This window comes from Kitasatospora sp. NPDC032757, from assembly GCF_055579305.1.
In genome coordinates this window covers 49,137-67,792 of sequence record NZ_JBVINN010000024.1, presented here as the reverse complement: position 1 = coordinate 67,792, position 18,656 = coordinate 49,137, and the positions used below count along the sequence as shown (strand labels likewise).

13 protein-coding genes, 1 tRNA gene, 1 pseudogene and 1 riboswitch are annotated in these 18,656 nt (G+C 73.8%); of the genes and pseudogenes, 3 read left to right on the top strand and 12 right to left on the bottom strand.

Annotated features, from left to right (window positions below; translation table 11 throughout):
• Positions 1–70 precede the first annotated feature (70 nt).
• The 3 genes from ACZ5WK_RS24655 to ACZ5WK_RS24645 are packed head-to-tail and all read right to left on the bottom strand — an operon-like array spanning position 71 to position 4,571.
• Positions 71–2,608, bottom strand: a complete 2,538-nt coding sequence (locus tag ACZ5WK_RS24655; protein WP_465550107.1) for a rhomboid family intramembrane serine protease — start codon at positions 2,606–2,608, stop codon at positions 71–73.
• Complete coding sequence (locus ACZ5WK_RS24650; RefSeq protein ID WP_465550105.1) at positions 2,605–3,930, bottom strand: alpha/beta hydrolase; 1,326 nt, start codon at positions 3,928–3,930, stop codon at positions 2,605–2,607. Before ACZ5WK_RS24650 ends, ACZ5WK_RS24655 begins: the two co-directional genes overlap by 4 nt.
• A complete protein-coding gene (locus ACZ5WK_RS24645) occupies positions 3,927–4,571 on the bottom strand; it encodes a class F sortase (RefSeq protein WP_465550103.1) in 645 nt (214 codons plus the stop codon). Before ACZ5WK_RS24645 ends, ACZ5WK_RS24650 begins: the two co-directional genes overlap by 4 nt.
• A 415-nt stretch (positions 4,572–4,986) precedes the next feature.
• Between ACZ5WK_RS24645 and ACZ5WK_RS24640 the strand changes: the two genes are divergently transcribed.
• Positions 4,987–6,294: a polysaccharide deacetylase family protein gene (locus tag ACZ5WK_RS24640; protein ID WP_465550101.1), complete on the top strand. Its 1,308-nt coding sequence runs from the start codon at positions 4,987–4,989 to the stop codon at positions 6,292–6,294.
• A 3-nt stretch (positions 6,295–6,297) separates the two neighbouring features.
• On the opposite strand, the gene ACZ5WK_RS24635 is transcribed toward ACZ5WK_RS24640, so the two are convergent.
• Positions 6,298–7,734 carry an MFS transporter gene (locus ACZ5WK_RS24635; RefSeq protein ID WP_465550099.1) on the bottom strand — a complete coding sequence of 479 codons (1,437 nt, stop codon included), beginning with the start codon at positions 7,732–7,734 and terminating at the stop codon, positions 6,298–6,300.
• Between the two features lie 94 nt (positions 7,735–7,828).
• Entirely contained in the window at positions 7,829–8,143 is a 315-nt protein-coding gene (locus ACZ5WK_RS24630; RefSeq protein WP_396322751.1) for a DMT family transporter, read from the bottom strand.
• Positions 8,144–8,186: 43 nt separating this feature from the next.
• A riboswitch (guanidine-III (ykkC-III) riboswitch) is annotated at positions 8,187–8,252 on the bottom strand.
• A gap of 236 nt (positions 8,253–8,488) precedes the next feature.
• On the opposite strand from ACZ5WK_RS24630, the gene ACZ5WK_RS24625 reads away from it, so the two are divergent.
• Positions 8,489–8,563, top strand: a tRNA-Cys gene (locus ACZ5WK_RS24625).
• 140 nt (positions 8,564–8,703) lie between these two features.
• Here ACZ5WK_RS24625 and ACZ5WK_RS24620 read toward each other — a convergent pair.
• The 6 genes and pseudogenes from ACZ5WK_RS24620 to ACZ5WK_RS24595 form a co-directional block, all read right to left on the bottom strand.
• Positions 8,704–11,031, bottom strand: a complete 2,328-nt coding sequence (locus tag ACZ5WK_RS24620) for a xanthine dehydrogenase family protein molybdopterin-binding subunit (protein WP_465550097.1) — start codon at positions 11,029–11,031, stop codon at positions 8,704–8,706.
• A gap of 704 nt (positions 11,032–11,735) precedes the next feature.
• A pseudogene (locus tag ACZ5WK_RS24615) lies at positions 11,736–12,317 on the bottom strand ((2Fe-2S)-binding protein); the annotation flags it as partial.
• A 71-nt stretch (positions 12,318–12,388) separates the two neighbouring features.
• The gene (locus tag ACZ5WK_RS24610) at positions 12,389–13,255 is read right to left on the bottom strand and encodes an FAD binding domain-containing protein (protein WP_396322794.1); all 867 of its coding nucleotides are present in this window, start codon (positions 13,253–13,255) and stop codon (positions 12,389–12,391) included.
• A 321-nt stretch (positions 13,256–13,576) separates the two neighbouring features.
• Complete coding sequence (locus ACZ5WK_RS24605; RefSeq protein WP_465550095.1) at positions 13,577–15,187, bottom strand: beta-N-acetylhexosaminidase; 1,611 nt, start codon at positions 15,185–15,187, stop codon at positions 13,577–13,579.
• A gap of 84 nt (positions 15,188–15,271) precedes the next feature.
• Positions 15,272–15,553 (bottom strand): DUF3039 domain-containing protein, encoded by a 282-nt coding sequence (locus ACZ5WK_RS24600; protein WP_174315682.1) that lies wholly within the window; start codon positions 15,551–15,553, stop codon positions 15,272–15,274.
• A gap of 63 nt (positions 15,554–15,616) precedes the next feature.
• Positions 15,617–16,201 (bottom strand): YqgE/AlgH family protein, encoded by a 585-nt coding sequence (locus ACZ5WK_RS24595; RefSeq protein ID WP_465550092.1) that lies wholly within the window; start codon positions 16,199–16,201, stop codon positions 15,617–15,619.
• Between the two features lie 312 nt (positions 16,202–16,513).
• On the opposite strand from ACZ5WK_RS24595, the gene murA reads away from it, so the two are divergent.
• The gene (gene murA / locus ACZ5WK_RS24590) at positions 16,514–17,854 is read left to right on the top strand and encodes a UDP-N-acetylglucosamine 1-carboxyvinyltransferase (RefSeq protein WP_465550090.1); all 1,341 of its coding nucleotides are present in this window, start codon (positions 16,514–16,516) and stop codon (positions 17,852–17,854) included.
• 73 nt (positions 17,855–17,927) lie between these two features.
• Here the strand turns inward: murA and ACZ5WK_RS24585 are convergent, their stop codons facing one another.
• The gene (locus ACZ5WK_RS24585) at positions 17,928–18,209 is read right to left on the bottom strand and encodes an HU family DNA-binding protein (RefSeq protein WP_030059737.1); all 282 of its coding nucleotides are present in this window, start codon (positions 18,207–18,209) and stop codon (positions 17,928–17,930) included.
• Between the last annotated feature and the right edge of the window lie 447 nt (positions 18,210–18,656).

Below are 18,656 nucleotides of genomic sequence, written 5' to 3'. Positions count from 1 at the left end.
CGCCGTCGGGCCGGGGCACCTCCCGGCCGAAGGCCGGGAGGAGAAGCGGCGGCCGCCCGGCCCGGACGGGTCAGGAGGAGAGCCGGCGCATCAGCCGGACGCCCTGGGCCGCCGTCAGGTGCGGCAGGTACGCCTTGCCGATCGCCCGGGTGATGCTGGGCAGCGCCGCCGGGTCCGGGTACGCCATGAACAGCGGCCGGTACTCCGGCTGGAACTTCGCCTTGAACGCGAGCAGCGAGCGGAACCCGTACACCGGCTCCAGCACCCGGCCCATCCAGTCCAGCATCCGCTCCAGGCCGGTGGGCGCCGCGTCCTTCCCGGAGCGGGCCAGCGGTGCGCCGGAGAGCGAGAGGAAGCGCGCGCCCTCCTCCTTGAAGCCCAGTGCGGCCGAGGCGATCAGGAACTCCGTCACCCCGCGGAAGCCGTCCGAGCGCCGGCGCATGAAGTCCAGCGTCCAGCCGACCGGCGCCCCGTTCTCGTACACCGGCATCCAGCTGGTCAGCCCGTGCACGGTGCCGTCGGCGTCCACGGCGATCAGCAGCCGGACCGCCGGGTCGTCCAGCTCCTCCAGACCGCCGAGGGTGAAGCCCATCTCGGGCAGGCCCTTCTCGGAGACCCACTCCTCCGAGATGGAGCGGATCTGGTCCCGCAGCGCGAGCGGCGCGTCGTGGTAGGACCACCACTCGGCGGTGATGCCCTGCTTGCCGGCCTTGTTGAGGGCGGTGCGGATGTCCTGCCACTTGCGGCCGGTGAAGGCCAGCTCGGGCAGGGCGACCACGGTGTCCTCCGCGACCTGCAGCGAGCGCCAGCCGAGCTGTCCGGCGGCGGCCCTGGTTTCCGGGGTGACGCTGTAGAAGCACGGCGTCCAGCCGCGCGCGTCGCAGTAGCGGGCGAAGCCGGCCACCGCCCGGCGGCGGGCCTCCGGTTCGCCGAACGGGTCGCCGGTGGTCAGCGCCACGGTGGAGAGCACCCGGTAGGCGACGCCCGCCCGGCCCTCCTCGTCGAACCAGTAGTGGTTGCCGTCCCAGGTGGTGACGAAGGAGAGCGTGCCACCGCCGTACGCGGTGAGCAGCGCCCGGGCACGGGCCGCGTCCGCGGCGTCCGCGTGCACCACCGGCCGCCGGAAGGTCACCAGCAGCACGGCCAGCGCGACCACCCAGAAGGTCAGGCCGCAGTACGTCTCCAGCAGCCGGGCCCCCCGGCCGACGGCTATCGGGTAGTCGGGCAGCAGGTCGTTGTAGGCGGGCGGCAGGAACTGCGCCGGCAGCCCGTGGACCAGCCCGCGGAAGGTCGCGCCGGGCTCGAACTGCCGTGCCAGCAGGAGGCCGAGGCCCGCGTACGCGGCGGAGGCGGCCAGCATCGCACCGCCGAGCAGGGCGGCGAGCCGGCCGAGCACCGCGCGCGGCAGCCGCAGGCCGAACCGCTGCCGGGTGGCCAGCAGCAGGCCGCTGGTGAGCAGCGGCAGCAGCAGCGCCTCGACGAAGTACTGCACGACGTCGCCGGAGCCCGTCCCCGTCTCGGTGTACAGCCAGACCAGCAGCGCCGCCCAGAGCAGCTCGGTGGCGACGGTGATCCGCCAGGCGAGGCGCAGGCCGCGCCGCAGCCCCTCGGCGAGGACCAGCAGCAGGGCCGGGAAGAGCGCGGCCATCAGCCGGGCCGGGGTGTCGAAGATCCGCTCGACGGCGTGCGCACGGGCGCAGTCGTGGGCGGAGAGCGCGCAGAAGTCGGCCACCTCGTCGGGGGTGAGCCGGTGGGAGAAGTAGAGCTCGGAGAAGGTGTTGAACGGCCCGGCGGCATTGTCGTACAGCGAGGCGATCAGCGGCCCGAGGGCGGCGGCCACCAGGCAGAGCGCGACCAGCACCCGGGCCTCGGTGTGCGAGGAGCGGTGCCGGCGCAGCTGCCACCGGCCCCGGGCCAGCAACGCGCCGACGCCGAGGCCGAGCAGGGCGCCGGCGAACCGCTGGACGCTCTGCAGGTGGCCGACGTACAGCGTCATCACCAGCGGGACGAGCACCACCAGCAGGTGCAGCCGGCGCCGCCAGAGCACGGTGAGCCGGAATCCGAGCACCCCGGCCAGCGCGAACAGGCCGGTGGCCGGGCCGATGGCGGTCTGCCCGGAGACGGCGGCGGTCCACGGCTCGCCGGTGCGCGAGCCGGCGGCGACCACCGCGGTGCCGAGCAGGGTGCCCACCAGCTGGCCGGCGACGAGCACGCCGGCCGTCCGCAGCTGCCCGAGCCGGTTCTCGGCGGCCGGTCCGACGAGGAGCAGCAACAGGCTGGTGAAGACGTACGAGGTGGGGCTGGGGCACCAGAACAGCGAGGTGAACGGGGTCCACCAGCGCCCCTCGGTGAGCGTGGGCAGGCCGACGCCGACCTCGGCCAGCAGCCCCCGGGAGGGGCCGTGGGCCAGGCTGCCGGTGGCGCCGGCGACCGCCCAGAGGACGGCGAGCAGCGTGAGGGTCAGCGGCGCGGCGCGCAGCCGGGCGGCCGGCCCGGCGGGGGCCCGCCGGCCGGGCTGCGGGCCCGCTTCCGGGGCGGCCTCCGGCACCGGGGCGGCAGGGCCGATCCGCTGGGCGGGCAGCGCCGGGGCCGCTCCGAGGCGTATCACGGGGTCAGCCCGGTCTGCTGGGCCAGCCACGGCAGTTGGTCGATGATTCCGGGCCGGAAGATCACCCAGCCGTGTCCGCCCGGCATCAGGTCGAACTTGGCCTTCATACCCGCCGCCAGTACCGCCTGGTAGACCTTCTCCTGCTGCCCGCGGAACTGCTCGTCGGTGCGTCCGACGACGATCGCGCCGGCGGTGTCCGGGAACTGCTTGCGGGCCATGACGTGCAGGGGGTCGACGGCCTCGAACGCCGCGTTGTCCCCGCCGAAGGCGGCGTCGACGGTCTCCGCCCGGGTGCCCAGCGTGGGCTCGTCCTGGCCGGACATGTCGAGGAAGGAGCCGTAGACCTCGGGGGCGTTGACCGCGAGCTGGAGGGCGCAGGTGCCGCCCATGGAGGCGCCTCCGATCGACCAGGAGCCCCGGCCCTTGGCGGCCTGGAGGTGCTGGTGCACCCAGTCCGGGACGTCCTGCGCCAGGTAGGTCTGGACCTTGGCGATCTTCGAGTCGAAGCAGAGCGTGTTGGCCCAGGTGGAGCCCAGCTGGTCGGGCATCACCACGATCGGCGCCAGGCCCTCGTGTGCGGCGGCGAAGGTGTCCAGCGCCTCGTTCACCTGGGCGGTGTTCACCCAGTCCTCGGGCACGCCGGGCTGGCCGCCCAGCAGGACCACGACGGGCAGCAGCGGCCGGGGCGAGGCCTGGTAGGCGGGCGGCAGGTAGACGTAGGCGTCGCGGGCCTTGAAGCCCGACTTGGCCCCCGGGATCGGTGTCCGGGAGACGGTGCCCTTGTCCGGCAGCCCGGGCGGGGCGTGCCAGACCTCGGACAGCGGCTTTCCGGGCGGCGCCGCCACGGTGTCGGCCTTCTTGCTGGTGGTCAGCTCCTGCGTCTTGTTGAGCCAGGGCGCGAGCATGACCCGGCCGCTGGGGTACTGGTCGAAGCCGCGGTTGACCTGCGAGGAGGACATCAGCAGGACCAGCACCGCGCCGCCGACGGCCAGCAGCTTGCCCCGGCGGGGCAGCCTCGGCGCCCGGAATCCGGCCAGGCAGCCGGCGAGCAGCGCGACGGCCGTCCACCACCGGACGTACCGCGGCAGCCCCTCCGGGAAGGGGTGCCACCAGCCGTCGACGACGGCGTCCACCAGCAGGCTGAGTGCGGCGGCGGCGAGCAGCGCGGCGGGCAGCCGGCGGCTCCACCAGGCGCGGCCGCGGGCCAGCGCCAGCAGGAGCAGGGCTCCCCAGCCGGCGGCGAGCACGGCGTACGGGATCGGGCCGTGCGTCAGCGGCCAGTCGATCGGGTTCCAGCGGACGGCGAGCGAGACGGGCGTCATATCTTCTTTCCCGGCCGGGTGGTGTCGGCCAGGAAACCGTAGGCGACCACGTTTCCCTGGTAGCCGCGTTCCTCGCTGTACCCGCCGCCGCAGGTGATCACCCGGAGCTGGGCGTCGGCGGCCTGGCGGTACACCCGGTCGTCCGGGAAGTCCTTTCGGTCGTGCACTTCGATGGCGTAGAGCTGGTAGACGGCGGTGGCTCCGTCCTCGCGGGCGATCTCGATCCGGTCGCCGCGGTGCAGCGCCCCCAGATGGTAGAAGACGGCGGGCCCGGTCCGGTTGTCGACGTGCCCGGCGATGATCGCGGTGCCGCGCTGCCCGGGGGTGGCGCCGCCGCGGTACCAGCCGGCGAGGTTCCGGTCGGCCTCCGGGGGTGTCTGGAGGTGGCCCTCGCCGTCCAGGCCGAGGCCGGTGACGGGGGCGTCGAGCTTGACGGCGGGGATCCGGATCCGGGTGGGGGCGGAGGGACCGAGCGGTGGGACGACGGAGACCGGGGCGAAGCCGGAGAGGGCCTGGCCGGCGGCCGGGGCCGGGGGCAGTTCGAGGTGACCGCCCTGGTTCAGCAACCATGCCCCGAGGACGAGCGCGGCGCCGACCGCCAGGGTGCCCGGCCACGGGCTCCTGTTCTGCTGGGCGCCCACCCGGCGCTCCCCTCTGCTGACAACGTGCTGGTTCCTGGGAGTTCCCTGGGAACCCATTCAACCGGACCGGACCTTAAGACACATCAATACGATGGTCGTACTGACACCCCCCGATTGGCAGGGCCGGGGGCGCGGGGCGTGCTCCGAGTAAGCCGTCGACCACCCAGAGAGAGCACCGGCCACCGCGGCGACCACCTCGCTCCACCCGCATGGACATCGACAACCTCAGCCGCCAGTCCGGTTGCATCAATCGGGCGATCACTTCCGACCGTCCGTGGTGCATCACCGACCGGTCACGACCGCATGCCATGCTGACCCCGCTCAAGGTCTATCACCGCATTTGTCTGACCGGACGTGCGACCGCCCCCCTCCAGGCTGTCACGCTCCGTCCGCACGCCTCACGAACGGAGTGACCATGGACGCTCTCTCCCGCCGCACCCTACTGGCCGCCGGTGCCGCGACCGCAGCCACCCTCGCGGCCGGCTGCGGCGGAACCGGCGGGCCGGGAGGCGCGCGGGCGGGCACCCCGGTGCCGGTGCCGGCCAGCCCGGCGGCGGACCAGGCCGCACCCGCATCCGAGACCCCCAAGCCCCCCGCCACCCTGATCGGCGACGGCTCCACCTCGGACACCGGCCCGCAACCGGGCCAGCCCACCGCCGAACCGCTGAAGCTCGGCGAGCGGCCGCCGCAGTTCGTGGTCTTCTCCTGGGACGGCGCCGGCGAACTGGACAACGGCCTCTTCCGCCGGTTCCGCAAGCTCGCGCGGGAGCACAACGCGTCGATGACCTTCTTCCTGAGCGGCCTCTACCTGCTGCCCGAGTCCAAGAAGGACCTCTACCGCCCGCCGCAGCACAAGGTCGGCGCCTCCGACATCGGCTACCTGAGCGACCAGCACATCCACGGCACGCTGGAGAACCTGCACGCGGCCTGGCTGGAGGGGCACGAGATCGGCACCCACTTCAACGGGCACTTCTGCGGCGCCACCGGCGTCGGCCAGTGGTCGCCGGAGGAGTGGGACAGCGAGATCCAGCAGGCGATGGACTTCGTCATGAACTGGAAGACCAACACCGGCTTCACCGACCTGCCCGCGCTGCCCTTCGACTACCGCAAGGAGCTGATCGGCAGCCGCACCCCCTGTCTGGAGGGCCAGCGCAACCTGCTGCCGACCGCCGCCCGGCGCGGCTGGAGGTACGACAGCAGCGGCAACGGCACCCAGATCTGGCCGCAGAAGATCCAGGGCGGCGCGCTCTGGGACCTCCCGCTGCAGTCCATCCCCTTCCCCGGGCACACCTTCCAGGTGCTGTCGATGGACTACAACATCATGTTCAACCAGTCCGGCAGCAACACCAAGGCCGACCCCTCGCTGCACGCGGCGTACCAGACGCAGGCCCGGGACTCCTACCTGATGGGCTTCGAGCGGGCCTACACCACCAACCGGGCGCCGTACGTCATCGGCAACCACTTCGAGCAGTGGAACGGCGGCATCTACATGAACGCCGTCGAGGACGCGCTCAGGGCCATCGCCGGCCGGCCCGACGTCCGGCTGGTCTCCTTCCGCCAGCTGGTGAACTGGCTGGAGGCGCAGGACCCGCCGGTGCTGCGCAAGCTCCAGAGCCTCGCCCCCGGCCAGGCCCCGGCCGGCGGCTGGGAGACCTTCCTCGGCTCCCCCGCCCCGGCGAGTGCCCCCGCCGCCGCGGCCTCCCCCGTCGCCGGGGGCAAGTGACCGTCAGCCCTTCCGCACCCGGCCGGCCACCAGCGCGCCCAGCAGCGCCACCCCGGTCATCGTCAGGAAGATCACCGCGAACGCACCGGCCGAGCCGGTGCCCTCGACGCCCTCGTGAGCGGCGGCCGTCGCGCCGCCGCCCAGCGCCGAGAACAGCACCCCCGACAGGCCGACCAGCAGGACGTTGCCGAGCGCGTCGCTCATCTGCAGCGAGGCCGAGTTGGCCCCGGCGTCCTCCGGCGCCGACAGCTTCATCATCAGCACGCTGACGCTCGCCACCATCAGCCCCATGCCGATCCCGCCGACGCCCCAGGCCACCACCGCCGCCCAGACCGGCACCGCCGGCACCAGCACCAGCGCCGCGCCCGCGATCGCCAGCGCGGTCAGCACGAAGCCACCACGGATCATCGCCTCCCGGTACCGCTCCGCGCCCGGCCGGCCCTGCAGCCAGGAGCCCAGCGCCCAGGAGAGGCCGCCGCTGGTCAGCGTGAGCCCGGCCAGCGTCGGCGAGAGGCCGCGCTGGGTGACCATCATCAGCGGGATGAACGCCTCGGCCGCGAAGAACGCCCCCGCCGCCACCCCGCGCAGCAGGATCACCGTCGGCAGACCGCGCCCGGCGCGCAGCGTCCCGGTCGGCAGCAGCCCCAGCACCGCGGGCAGCAGCAGCGCCGCACCCACGACCGCCGGGACCAGCCCGAGCAGGTCGAGCCGCTGACCGGCGTACTGCAGCAGGCCCGCGCCGACCGCGGCCATCGCGGCCAGCAGGGTGCGGCGGCGGTCGAAGCCGGCGCCCTTCAGCACCGGCTGCTCCCTCTCGGAGCGGCGCAGCGCGGGGCCCATCACCGCCAGCGGCAGCAGTATCAGCACCGGGACGGCGAGGAACACCCAGCGCCAGCCCAGGTGCTGGGTGACGAGGCCGGACACCACCGGGCCGACGATCGAGGGCAGCACCCAGGCCGAGGAGAAGGCCGCGAAGACGGACGGCCGCAGCCGCTCCGGGTAGGCCCGGCCGACCACGACGTACAGCGCGACGATCACCAGGCCGCCGCCCAGGCCCTGGATCGCCCGGCCCCCGACGAAGACCCACATCCCGGGCGCCGCCCCGGCCACCACCAGGCCCGCGCCGAACACCGCGATACCGGTGAACAGCGGTTGCAGCGGGCCCCGCCTGTCGCACCACTGGCCGGAGACGACCAGGGCGAACAGGGTGGTGGTGAAGTAGCCGGAGAACGCGAAGGCGTACAGCCCCAGCCCGTCCAGCTGACGGGCCGCCACCGGCATCGCGGTGTTGACGGCCGTCGCCTCGAAGGCGAGCAGCAGGACCACCGAGACGATGCCCAGGGTCAGCGCGCGGTAGCGGCCGCCGAGAACCCCTCCGGAGTCGGTCGTGTCGGGGGGTGTCGGGGCGGCGTCGACCGGGGTGGGGGAGGCTGTGGTCATACGAAACATCGTAAGACCCGTCCGATGGTATGACCCCTGACCCGGGTTGGTGATCGACTACTCCGAGGGACCTAGGACCGGGCCCGCCCCGGCGTCAGTGCAGCACCTTGAGGCCCACCACGCCGGAGACGATCAGCAGCAGGCAGCCGATCCGGGCCGCCGTGACCGCGTCCCCGAGCACCGCCATGCCGTACAGCGCCGTCCCGACCGCGCCGATGCCGACCCAGACCGCGTAGCCGGTGCCGATCGGGATGGACCGCATCGCGTACGCCAGCCCGCCCATGCTGAACGCCAGCGCGACGCCGAAGACGACGGTGGGGACGAGCCGGGAGAACCCCTTGGACGACTCCAGGGCCACCGCCCAGACGGTCTCCAGGACGCCGGAAAGAATCAGAACGAGCCACGCCACGACGACAGCACCTCCGCAGTCAGCAGCGGCGGGTTGCCGCTGTGCTGCGCCGTCTTGTCGTCACCGGGTACGACGCGCTCGTCCGGGGCGGCCGGAAAACGACCACCTGCCTTCGACGGTAGCACAGCCCGCCATGCAGAATTTACAAAGGGATATTGACGTTCCCCCGCCCATTCCGCCAAGATGAATTCACCAACACGGCGAACGACGACAGGAGTCGGCAATGGACAGGAAGACGGCGGCCCCCGCGGCCCTCCGCACCTGCACCCCCGCTCCCCGGTGTTGTCGCGCCTGTCGCTGCTGCCGCTGCGCCTGAGCCGCACCCGCAGTACAGCTCCACCCCATGGCCGTGTGCCCGAGTGGTTGAGGGAACCGCCTGCAAAGCGGTTTACACGGGTTCGATTCCCGTCATGGCCTCCACGAAAGAGAATTGCCGGTCGGCGCCGTTTACGCCGGCCGGCAATTCGCCGTTCCATTTTCCGGAGAAATTCCCGGAGAAATTCCCGGAGAAATTCCCGGGGGTGACTGGCGGGTCGCCCCCGCCGGTCACCCCCGCCGGTTCAGCCGGTGACGGCGTCCTCGGGGCGGATCGGAAGGCGGCCGACGGGGAGCCCGGTGGCGGCGCGGACGGCGGCTGCCACGGCGGCGGGGGCGACCACGGCCGGGGCGGCACTGACCGCCTTGGCGCCGAAGGTGGCGACCACGTCGCGCTCCTCCAGCAGGGCGGCGATCCGGACCTCGGGGGTGTCCAGGGCGGTCGGCAGGCGGTAGCCGGTGAGGGAGGTGTTGACCAGCATGCCGCCCTCGGTGCGCAGGTCCTCCAGCAGGGCCAGGCCGACGCCCTGGGCGACGCCCGCCTCGATCCGGTCCTCGATCTGGCGCGGGTTGAGCGCCCGGCCGACGTCCTGGGCCACCGTCATGTCGACCACCCGGACGGCGCCGAGCTCGATGTCCACGTCCACCACGGCCCGCATCGCGCAGAAGGCGATGGAGACGAAGGCGTCGCCCTGCCCGGCCTCGTCCAGCGGCTCGGTCGGATGCGGGCGGCACTGCGCGGTGGCCCAGAGCTCCTTGCCCTCCAGCGCCTCGGCGACGGGCATGCCGAGCACCCCGTCGTAGGAGGTGATCTTGCCGTCGGAGATCTGGAGCAGCTCGACCGACATCCCGAAGTTGGCGGCGATCGGCTGGAGCAGCTGGTGGCGGACCATCAGCGCGGCCCGCTCGACCGCGCCGCCGGAGACCCAGGTGTGCCGGCCGCGGGCGGAGGGCCCGGCGATCGACTGGTCGCTGTCGGCCGGCGCGATGTACACCTCGCTGACGCCCAGCACCGACTGCACGATCTGCCGGGCCAGGGTGGCGAAGCCCTGGCCGGAGTCGACGGCCGCGCAGATCACCGTGGCGTGGTCGCCGCTGACCCGCACCGTCGCGGTGGAGACCTCGTCCTCGCCCTCGGCGCCCAGCATGTGCACCATGCCGACCGCGTAACCGATGCCGCGCCGCACCGCCGCCGGGTCGCCGGCGCCGCCGGGCCCGCCCGGCAGCAGCCACTCGGCGTCCGGGTCGTCCACCGGCAGCAGCGGCAGCGGCTCGGAGGAGACGGCCTCCAGCAGCGCGGCCACCGGCGCGGGGCAGGTGACGGCCTGTCCGGTGGGCATCGGGTCGCCGGTGGCCATCGCGTTGCGGCGGCGGATCTCCACGGGGTCGACGCCGACCCGGGCGGCCAGCTGGTCCAGCTGGGACTCGTAGGCGAAGCAGGCCTGGAGGGCGCCCTCGCCGCGCATCCGGCCGGCCGGCGGGTTGTTGGTGCGCACCGCCCAGGCGTCCACGAAGACGTTCGGGCAGACGTAGGGGCCGACCGAGAAGGCGGTGGCGGCGGCCAGCGCCTCGGCGGAGACGTCCGCGTAGGCGCCGCCGTCCAGCAGGATCTGCGCCTCGACCTTGACCAGCCGGCCCTCGGCGTCGGCGTGGTGGCGGTAGCGCAGCAGCGCGGGGTGGCGGGAGGTGTGGGTCTGGAAGGACTCCTCGCGGGTGAGCGTCATCTTCACCGGCCGGCCGGTGCGCAGTGCCAGCAGCGCCAGGGTGACCTGGAAGGAGAGGTCCTCGCGGTCCGAAGTGGCGCCGGGCACACCGGTGACGACCAGTCGGACCCGGTCCGGCTCCAGGCCCAGGCAGGTGGCGGTGCGGTCGCGGTCGCCGTGCGGGTCGGTGGAGGAGAGGTGCAACTCGACGCCGCCGTCCGGGCGCGGCACGGCCAGGCCCGCCTCGGCGCCGAGCGGCGCCGGGTCCTGCCGGCCGACCTGGTAGAGGCCTTCGACGATGATCTCGCCGGCCGCCTCCGGGTCCCCGGTGCGCAGCGGCAGGTGGCGGAACAGGTTGCCGTCCGGGTGCAGCGCCGGCGCGGTGAAGGCCTGCTCGGGGTCGGTGACCGCCTCCAGCGGCTCGTAGTCGACGGTGATCAGGCCGACGGCGAGGCGGGCGGTGTCCGGGTGGTCGGCGGCGACCGCGGCGACCGGCTCGCCGTGGTGGCGGACCACGCCGGCGGCGAGCACCGGCCGGTCGGCGACGATCGGGCCGGCCGGCGCGCCGTCGGGGCCGCCGTCCGGGCCGGCCGGCAGGTCGGCGGCGGTGACCACGGCGTGCACGCCGGGCAGGGCGAGCGCGGCGGAGGTGTCGATGCCCTTGATCCGGGCGTGCGGGTGGGGCGAGCGCAGCACCGCGCCCCAGAGCAGGCCCTCCGCCCAGAGGTCGGCGGCGTACGGGTAGATGCCGAGCGCCTTGGGCAGGGCGTCGCTGCGCAGCGGGGAGCTGCCGAGCCCGAACGGCTCCGGTGCGCCGCCCTCGTCGCCGTCCTGCTGGGGTGCTGCGCCGATGTCGGTAGGCGACGTCATGATGCGTGGTCGTCCTCGGGGAGCCGGATGCCGTGGGCGGGGGTGGCGCCGTACGGGACGCCGGCGGGGGCGGTGCCCTCGGCCGGGACGCCGTGCGGGGGCGTGGGGACGAACGGCGTGCCGTGCGCGGGCGTGCCGTCGAAACCGGTCCCGTCGAAACCGGGACCGCCGTAGCCGGGACCGCCGTAGCCGGCGCCTTCGAAGGCGGGGCCCGGCAGGGCGGTGCCGTGTGCGGGGGTCGGTTCGTAGACCGGGCCGTCGTAGTTCGAGGCGGGGTCGTAGGACGGGGCCGCGTCGTAGCCGGGCTGCTGCGGGTAGCCGGTGTCGGGGAAGGCACCGGGCGGGTAGCTGCCGTGGGCCGGGACGTGCGGGCCGCCCTCGCCGTGCCCGCCGGTCGCCTGCGCGCCCGGCTCCTGCCCGCTCATCTGCGGGTAGCCGGCCTGCTCGGGGTAGCCCTGCTGCGGGTAGTAGCCCTGGCTGCCGTCGGCCTGTGCGGGGATGCCCGGGACGGGCGGGAGCACCGCGGTGTCGTAGACGCCGGTGTCGTAGCCGCCGTGGCCGTCCGGCGCGCCGTACTGCATGCCGACGCCGACGCCCGTCCCGACGGTCGTCCCGACGGTTGCCCCGCCGGCCGGAGCCTCCACGGCGGGCGGCTGCGGGACGTGCTCGATCCAGGCGTCCTCGTCGGTGTACACCGGCAGGTCGGCGGCCGGCCCGGGCTCCTCCGGCGCGGCCGGGACGGGGGCCCCGGCGGTGCGGGCGGCGGCCTCCCCGGCCGGCTCCTCGGCGGGCGCCTCGTCCGTGCCCTCGGCCTCCACCGCACGCGCGTCGGCGATGGTCTGGACCGCGGCCAGCACGCCCCGGTAGCCGGTGCAGCGGCAGAGGTTGCCGCAGAGTGCCTGCCGGGCCTCGACCTCGGTGGGCCGGTGGTTGCGCTGGAGCAGGTCGTGCACGGCCATCGCCATGCCGGGCGTGCAGTAACCGCACTGCACCGCGCCGGACTCGGCCAGCGCCTGCTGGACGTCGCTGGCGCCGCCGGCGGCCGACAGGCCCTCGACGGTGTTGATCTCGCTGTCCGCGGCCAGCGCGGCGGGCACCAGGCAGCCGGCCACGAGCTGCCCGTCGACCTGCACCGAGCAGGCGCCGCACTCGCCCTGCTCGCAGCCGTCCTTGGCGCCGGCCAGGCCGAGCCGCTCGCGCAGCACGTAGAGCAGGCTCTCGCCGATCCAGGCGTCGGTGACGGGCCGTTCGAAACCGTTGACCCGCAGCGTGTACGAGGCGCAGGGGCGCAGCTCGCGGCTGACCTGCGGCGCATGGTCGAACAGGCCCGCGTCGAGGGTTTCGATGGGGTCAGTGGTCACTTCAGCGCCCTTCCCAGTGCCCGTCGGGCCAGCACCGATACGGTACGCCGCAGCCGAACGGCGGCCGCGCTCGGCCCCTCGGTCACGGCCTCCCAGGCGCCCTCGGCGCCGTAGCTGTCGGGTACGCAGGCCGCGGCCACGTACTCGCCGAAGGCGGCGGTCGCGGCGGGGTCGATCTCCCGGCTGCCATCCCAGTCGATGCAGCCCGCCACCCAGGCCTCGGCCTCCAGCGGCCGCAGCGGGACGGGGGCGACGGCGCCGACGGCGCAGCGCACGGCGCGCCGGGCGGGGTCGAGGACGAGGGCGACGGAGGCGGTGGCGCGGGCCGGGCCGCTGCGGCCGGTGGCCTTGAGGAAGACCTGCGGGGCGTGCAGCAGCGGGACGCGGACCCAGGTGAGCAGTTCGCCGGGGCGCAGCGGGTCGAGGCCGGTGAGCAGGTGGCTGACCGGGACCTCGCGGGTGGCGCCGGCCCGGGCGAGGGTGACGGTGGCCTCCAGCGCGGTGAGCACCGGGAGGGTGTCGCCGGCCGGCGCGGCGGTGGCGATGTTGCCGCCGAGGGTGCCGACGTTGCGCACCTGCGGGGGTCCTGCGGTGCGGGCGGCGTCGGCGAGGGCGGGGATGAGCGCCGCGAAGTCGGGGCGGTCCATCCGGGCGTGGGTGAGCCCCGCGCCGAGGACGGCGGTGCCGCCGTCCTCGTAGCGCCAGCCGCGCAGCTCGGTGATCCGGCCCAGGCCGATCAGGGCGGCGGGGCGCAGCCGTCCGGCGTTGACGGCCTCCATCAGGTCGGTGGCGCCGGCCACCGGTACTGCGGCCGGGGTGGCGGCCAGCGCGTCGACGGCCTCGTCGAGGGAGGCCGGCAGCATGATCGTCCGGTTCACCTGGGTCCCACCGTGCTCCACTTGCTCATCGATCGCCTGCCGCCCGCGGCCCTCGGCCGGGGTGTCCGCGTCGGCAGCCCGGCCTGGCCCGTAGGGTACGGGCGATCGGGCCGGGTTGGGCAACTCTGGCACACAATGCTCGATGATCATTTCGGGACGGGCGTACGGAACTGCCCGATTGGGACGGATACCGGGCGGTATCTGCTCCAGTCCGGACCGGACTGAAGCAGATGTTCATCTGTTCTTGACGTCAGATGACCGCTCAGAAGTTCCCGGATGCCGCCGTCAGCCCGCCGGCAGCCCGCCTCAGACCGCCGGCGGCGGTCCGTCGAGCGGGCGGCCGGCCACGCCGGGCCGGCGCTGCCACGGGTGCGGCCCGGCCGCCGGGCGGTACTCGACGCCGAGCGCGTCCAGCACGGCGCGGTGCGTCTCCATCCGCCGTTCGAAGCCGGCGTAGTCGCGCGCGGCCGGGTCGGCGGGCAGCGCCGACCAGGCCACCTCGGCGAAGGCGGCGAGCCGGGGGAAGGCCCGGTAGTCGACGTCCCGGGCACTGTCCGCGAACTCGCTCCACAGGTTGGCCTGGGTCCCGATCACCCGGCGGGCCGCGGCCTCGTCCAGCTGCGCCGGCACCGGCTCGAAGCGGTACACGTCCTCCAGGGTGCGGACGAAGCCGACCGGGACCGGCTCCTCCGGGCCCGGCGCCTGCCGGTGGTCGAGGTAGACGTGCTGTTCGGGGCACATCACCACGTCGTGCCCGGCCTCGGCGGCCGCGATCCCGCCCCCGTAGCCGCGCCAGGAGGAGACCGCCGCACCGGGGGCCAGGCCGCCCTCCAGGATCTCGTCCCAGCCGATCAGCCGGCGCCCGCGCTCGGCCAGCCAGCGGTCGAAGTGCCGGATCACATGGCTCTGCAGCTCGTCCTCGTTGGCCAGGCCCAGCTCACGGATCCGTGCCTGGGCGGCCGCGCTGTCCTTCCACTGCTCCTTGGGGCACTCGTCGCCGCCGAGGTGGACGAACTCGGACGGGAAGAGCTCCAGCACCTCCTCCAGCACGCCCTCGAAGAAGCGCAGGGTGCCCTCGGAGGGGTTGAGCACGTGGTGACTGACGCCCCAGTCGGTCCAGACGCCCAGCGCTGCGGTGTCCACCACATCGGTGTTGCCCAGCGCCGGGTAGGCCGCGATGGCGGCCTGCGAGTGACCCGGGAGGTCGATCTCCGGGACGACGGTGACCGCCCGCTCGGCGGCGTAGGCGACGATCTCGCGCACGTCGTCCTGGGTGTAGAAGCCGCCGTGCGGGCGGTCGTCGCGGCGCCCGCCGGCCCGGTAGCCGACCATCGAGCGCTCGCGCCAGGAGGCCCGCTCGGCCAGCTTCGGGTAGCGCTTGATCTCCACCCGCCAGCCCTGGTCGTCGGTCAGGTGCAGGTGCAGCACGTTGAGCTTGTGCGCGGAGAGCTGGTCGACGAAGCGCAGCACGTCGGCCTTGGGCAGGAAGTGGCGGGCGACGTCCAGCAGCGCCCCGCGCCAGGCGAAGCGGGGGGCGTCCTCGATGTCGGTACCGGGGAGCACCCAGCCGCCGTCGCGCAGCGGGGCCCGGCGGTAGGCGTCGGGGCCGAGCAGCCGGCGCAGCGTCTGCGCGCCCCAGAGCGCGCCGGCCGGGCCGCCGGCGGTGATCACGGCGCGGCCGGGGCGCACCGAGAGCCGGTACGCCTCGCCGGCCAGCGACCCGTCGTGGACCAGCTCGATGCCCTCACCGGGCCGGCCCGGGGCGAGCGGCAGTCCGGTCGCGGCGGTCAGCGAGGCCCGCAGCCACCGCTCGGCGCCGGCCAGCGCGGGCCGGGCGGTGAGGGTGGTGCCGCGGTCGAGGGGGAAGTCCTGGTCCTGGAGGCGGACGGAGCTCAAGGGGGCGGGAATGAGGTCCATTCCGCCATCCTGCCCCCGTCCGCTCAATTGGCATAGACCACTTGGCGAAATGGTCCGCTGTGCAAAACGGTCCGGGCCTGCGGGCTACTTGTCGTCGCCGCCCTTGCCGTCCTGCGGCTTGCCGATGCCGTCGTAGATCTCCTTGCACATCGGGCAGACCGGGTACTTCTTCGGGTCGCGCCCGGGCACCCAGACCTTGCCGCACAGCGCCACCACGGGGGATCCGGAGAGCGCGCTCTCCATGATCTTGTCCTTCTGGACGTAGTGCGCGAAGCGCTCGTGGTCGCCGTCCCCGTTGGACACCTGCGGGACGGGCTCGACCAGGGTGCCGGTGCCGAGGCCGCGCTCGGGCTCAAGAGTGCTCATGGGTGCCAAGTCTATGGGGGCTCCGGGAAAGCGGGCCAGTGTCGCGCCCGGGGCGGTCGCACGTCAGTTCAGCGAGGGGTCGTCCGGGTACGTCGCGAGCAGCGCCAGCGGGCCGCGCTGGCGGCGCAGCACCGCGCGCCAGAGCCGCTCCGGCTCCGGGCTGGAGATGTCGCCAGGCTCGCAGTCCACCAGGTACCAGGCCCCGGAGGAGACCTCCGCCTCCAGCTGGCCCGGCGACCAGCCCGCGTACCCGGCGAAGATCCGCAGGCCGCCCAGCTCCCCGGCCAGCACCTCGGGCGGCGCCTCCAGGTCCACCAGGCCGATCGCGCCGTGCACCCGCCGCCAGCCGAGCGGCTCGACGGAGCCGGGCTCCCCCGGCGCCACCGCCAGCCCGAGCGCCGAGTCCAGGGCCACCGGCCCGCCCTGGAACACCACGGCCGGCGGCCCGACCAGTCCGCCCCAGCCGTCCAGCACACTGCCCACCTCGACCGGCGTCGGTCTGTTCAGCACGACGCCGAGCGCCCCCTCGGCGTCGTGGTCGAGGAGGAGCACCACCGCCCGCGCGAAGTTCGGGTCGGTGAGCACGGGGGTCGCGACGAGCAAACGGCCGGTGTGGGACCGGTCTCCGTGCGAATGGGCCGCCGTCATGCCTCACATGATCCCGCAGAACCCCCGGGGGCGGACACCGCAACACGAAGGCCCCGTGACGGCCACCACCGCGCCGCACGAACACCCGTACGGACGCACCGGCGGGCGCGACACCACCCCGAGAGAGCACCATCACGGGAGAGGCTCACGGGAACCACCGGGACGCCCACTACCATCTACTGATGGTGGACGCCCTTATACGGTGCCGACTCGGTCACGCCGGGGGCCCGAACGCGCCCGTACGACCGGTCCACCGCCGGCTCCCCTCCTGGAGCCACACCCACTCCTCTGGCACCCCGGATTGCGAGAACGATGACCGACGACGTCCTGCTGGTCCACGGCGGAAACCCGCTCGAAGGCGAGATCCGCGTCCGTGGTGCGAAGAACCTGGTCCCCAAGGCCATGGTCGCCGCCCTGCTCGGGCAGGGACCCAGCAGACTGCGCAACGTCCCGGACATCCGCGACGTCAAGGTGGTCCGCGGCCTGCTCCAGCTGCACGGCGTGACGGTGCGCACCGGTGACGAGGACGGCGAGCTGATCCTCGACCCGTCCCACGTGGAGAGCGCCAACGTCGCCGACATCGACGCGCACGCCGGCTCCTCGCGGATCCCGATCCTGTTCTGCGGCCCGCTGCTGCACCGCCTCGGCCACGCCTTCATCCCCGGCCTCGGCGGCTGCGACATCGGCGGCCGCCCGGTCGACTTCCACTTCGAGGTGCTCCGCCAGTTCGGCGCCACCATCGAGAAGCACCCGCAGGGCACCTACCTCGTCGCCCCGCAGCGCCTGCGCGGCACCCGGATCGAGCTGCCCTACCCGTCGGTCGGCGCCACCGAGCAGGTCCTGCTCACCGCCGTCCTCTGCGAGGGCGTCACCGAGCTGCGCAACGCGGCCGTCGAGCCGGAGATCGTCGACCTCATCTGCATCCTGCAGAAGATGGGCGCGATCATCACCATGGGCACCGACCGCACCATCCTGATCACCGGTGTGGACGAGCTCTCCGGCTACAACCACCGCGCGCTGCCGGACCGCCTGGAGTCCGCCTCCTGGGCCTGCGCGGCGCTGGCCACCAAGGGCGACATCTACGTCCGCGGCGCCCGCCAGCTCGAGATGATGACCTTCCTCAACACCTTCCGGAAGGTCGGCGGCGCCTTCGAGGTGGACGACGAGGGCATCCGCTTCTGGCACCCCGGCGGCGAGCTCAAGGCGATCGCCCTGGAGACCGACGTGCACCCCGGCTTCCAGACCGACTGGCAGCAGCCGCTCGTGGTCGCACTGACCCAGGCGACCGGCCTGTCCATCGTCCACGAGACGGTGTACGAGTCGCGGCTCGGCTTCACCGGCGCGCTGAACCAGATGGGCGCCCACATCCAGCTCTACCGCGAGTGCCTGGGCGCCACCCCGTGCCGCTTCGGCGCCCGCAACTTCCTGCACTCCGCGGTCGTCTCCGGCCCGTCCAAGCTGATGGGCGCCGAGCTGGTCATCCCCGACCTGCGCGGCGGCTTCTCGTACCTGATCGCGGCGCTGGCGGCCGAGGGCACCTCGACCGTGCACGGCATCGACCTGATCAACCGCGGCTACGAGAACTTCATGGAGAAGCTGCGCGACCTCGGCGCCCACGTCGAGCTGCCCAGCGAGCGGCTGGTCACCGCCTGACCGGCGGCCCCGCACACGGCGAGAGGCCGGGCTCCCCGAAGGGAACCCGGCCTCTCGGCGTTCAAGGGGTTGCTCAGGCGCCCTTGGCGGCTTCCTTGAGCTTGGAGCCCGCGCTCACCTTGGCGCTGTAGCCGGCCGCGATCTGGATCGGCTCACCGGTCTGCGGGTTGCGGGCGGTGCGGGCAGCGCGGTGGGTGCGCTCGAAGGTCAGGAAACCGGGGATGGTGACCTTCTCGTCGCCCTTGGCGACGACCTCGCCGACGATCTCGGCGAAGGCGGCCAGAACGGCGTCGGCGTCCTTGCGGGTCACCTCGGCGCGCTCGGACAGCGCGGCCACCAGCTCACTGCGGTTCATGTGTACTCCTGTGGTCTGTTCGCTTGCGGTGTGCGGGGGCCCATCGGTGCTCCCTCCGGGGGGCACCCGGATAGGCCGCAGGTCCGCACACAGTGCTCATTCAGGCAATGCGTGGTCGCGGGCCGGGTTCGTGCCCCGTGCCGCGGCGCCGGTACCGTCGAAGGCCCGCCTGCCTGCCCGGATACGAATCCTGCCCCGACCGGCCCCGAGAAAGCCAATCGGGCCCCGGCTGCGCCACCCGAACAACGCCCGCCCGCCGGAGGTGTGATGCTCCGTCGGCTCCGGCGGACCGGGCGCGGGCGGCGGTCGGGACGACACGCCGGAAGACCAGGGGGACGTTCCGTACTTGTCGGACACGCCTGCCCCGTGCAGGGCTACCGTACGCCCTAGGCACGACAAGCCCAAACACGCCCCTCGCCCTTGTGTCGCAAGGGTTCGGGGCGGGCT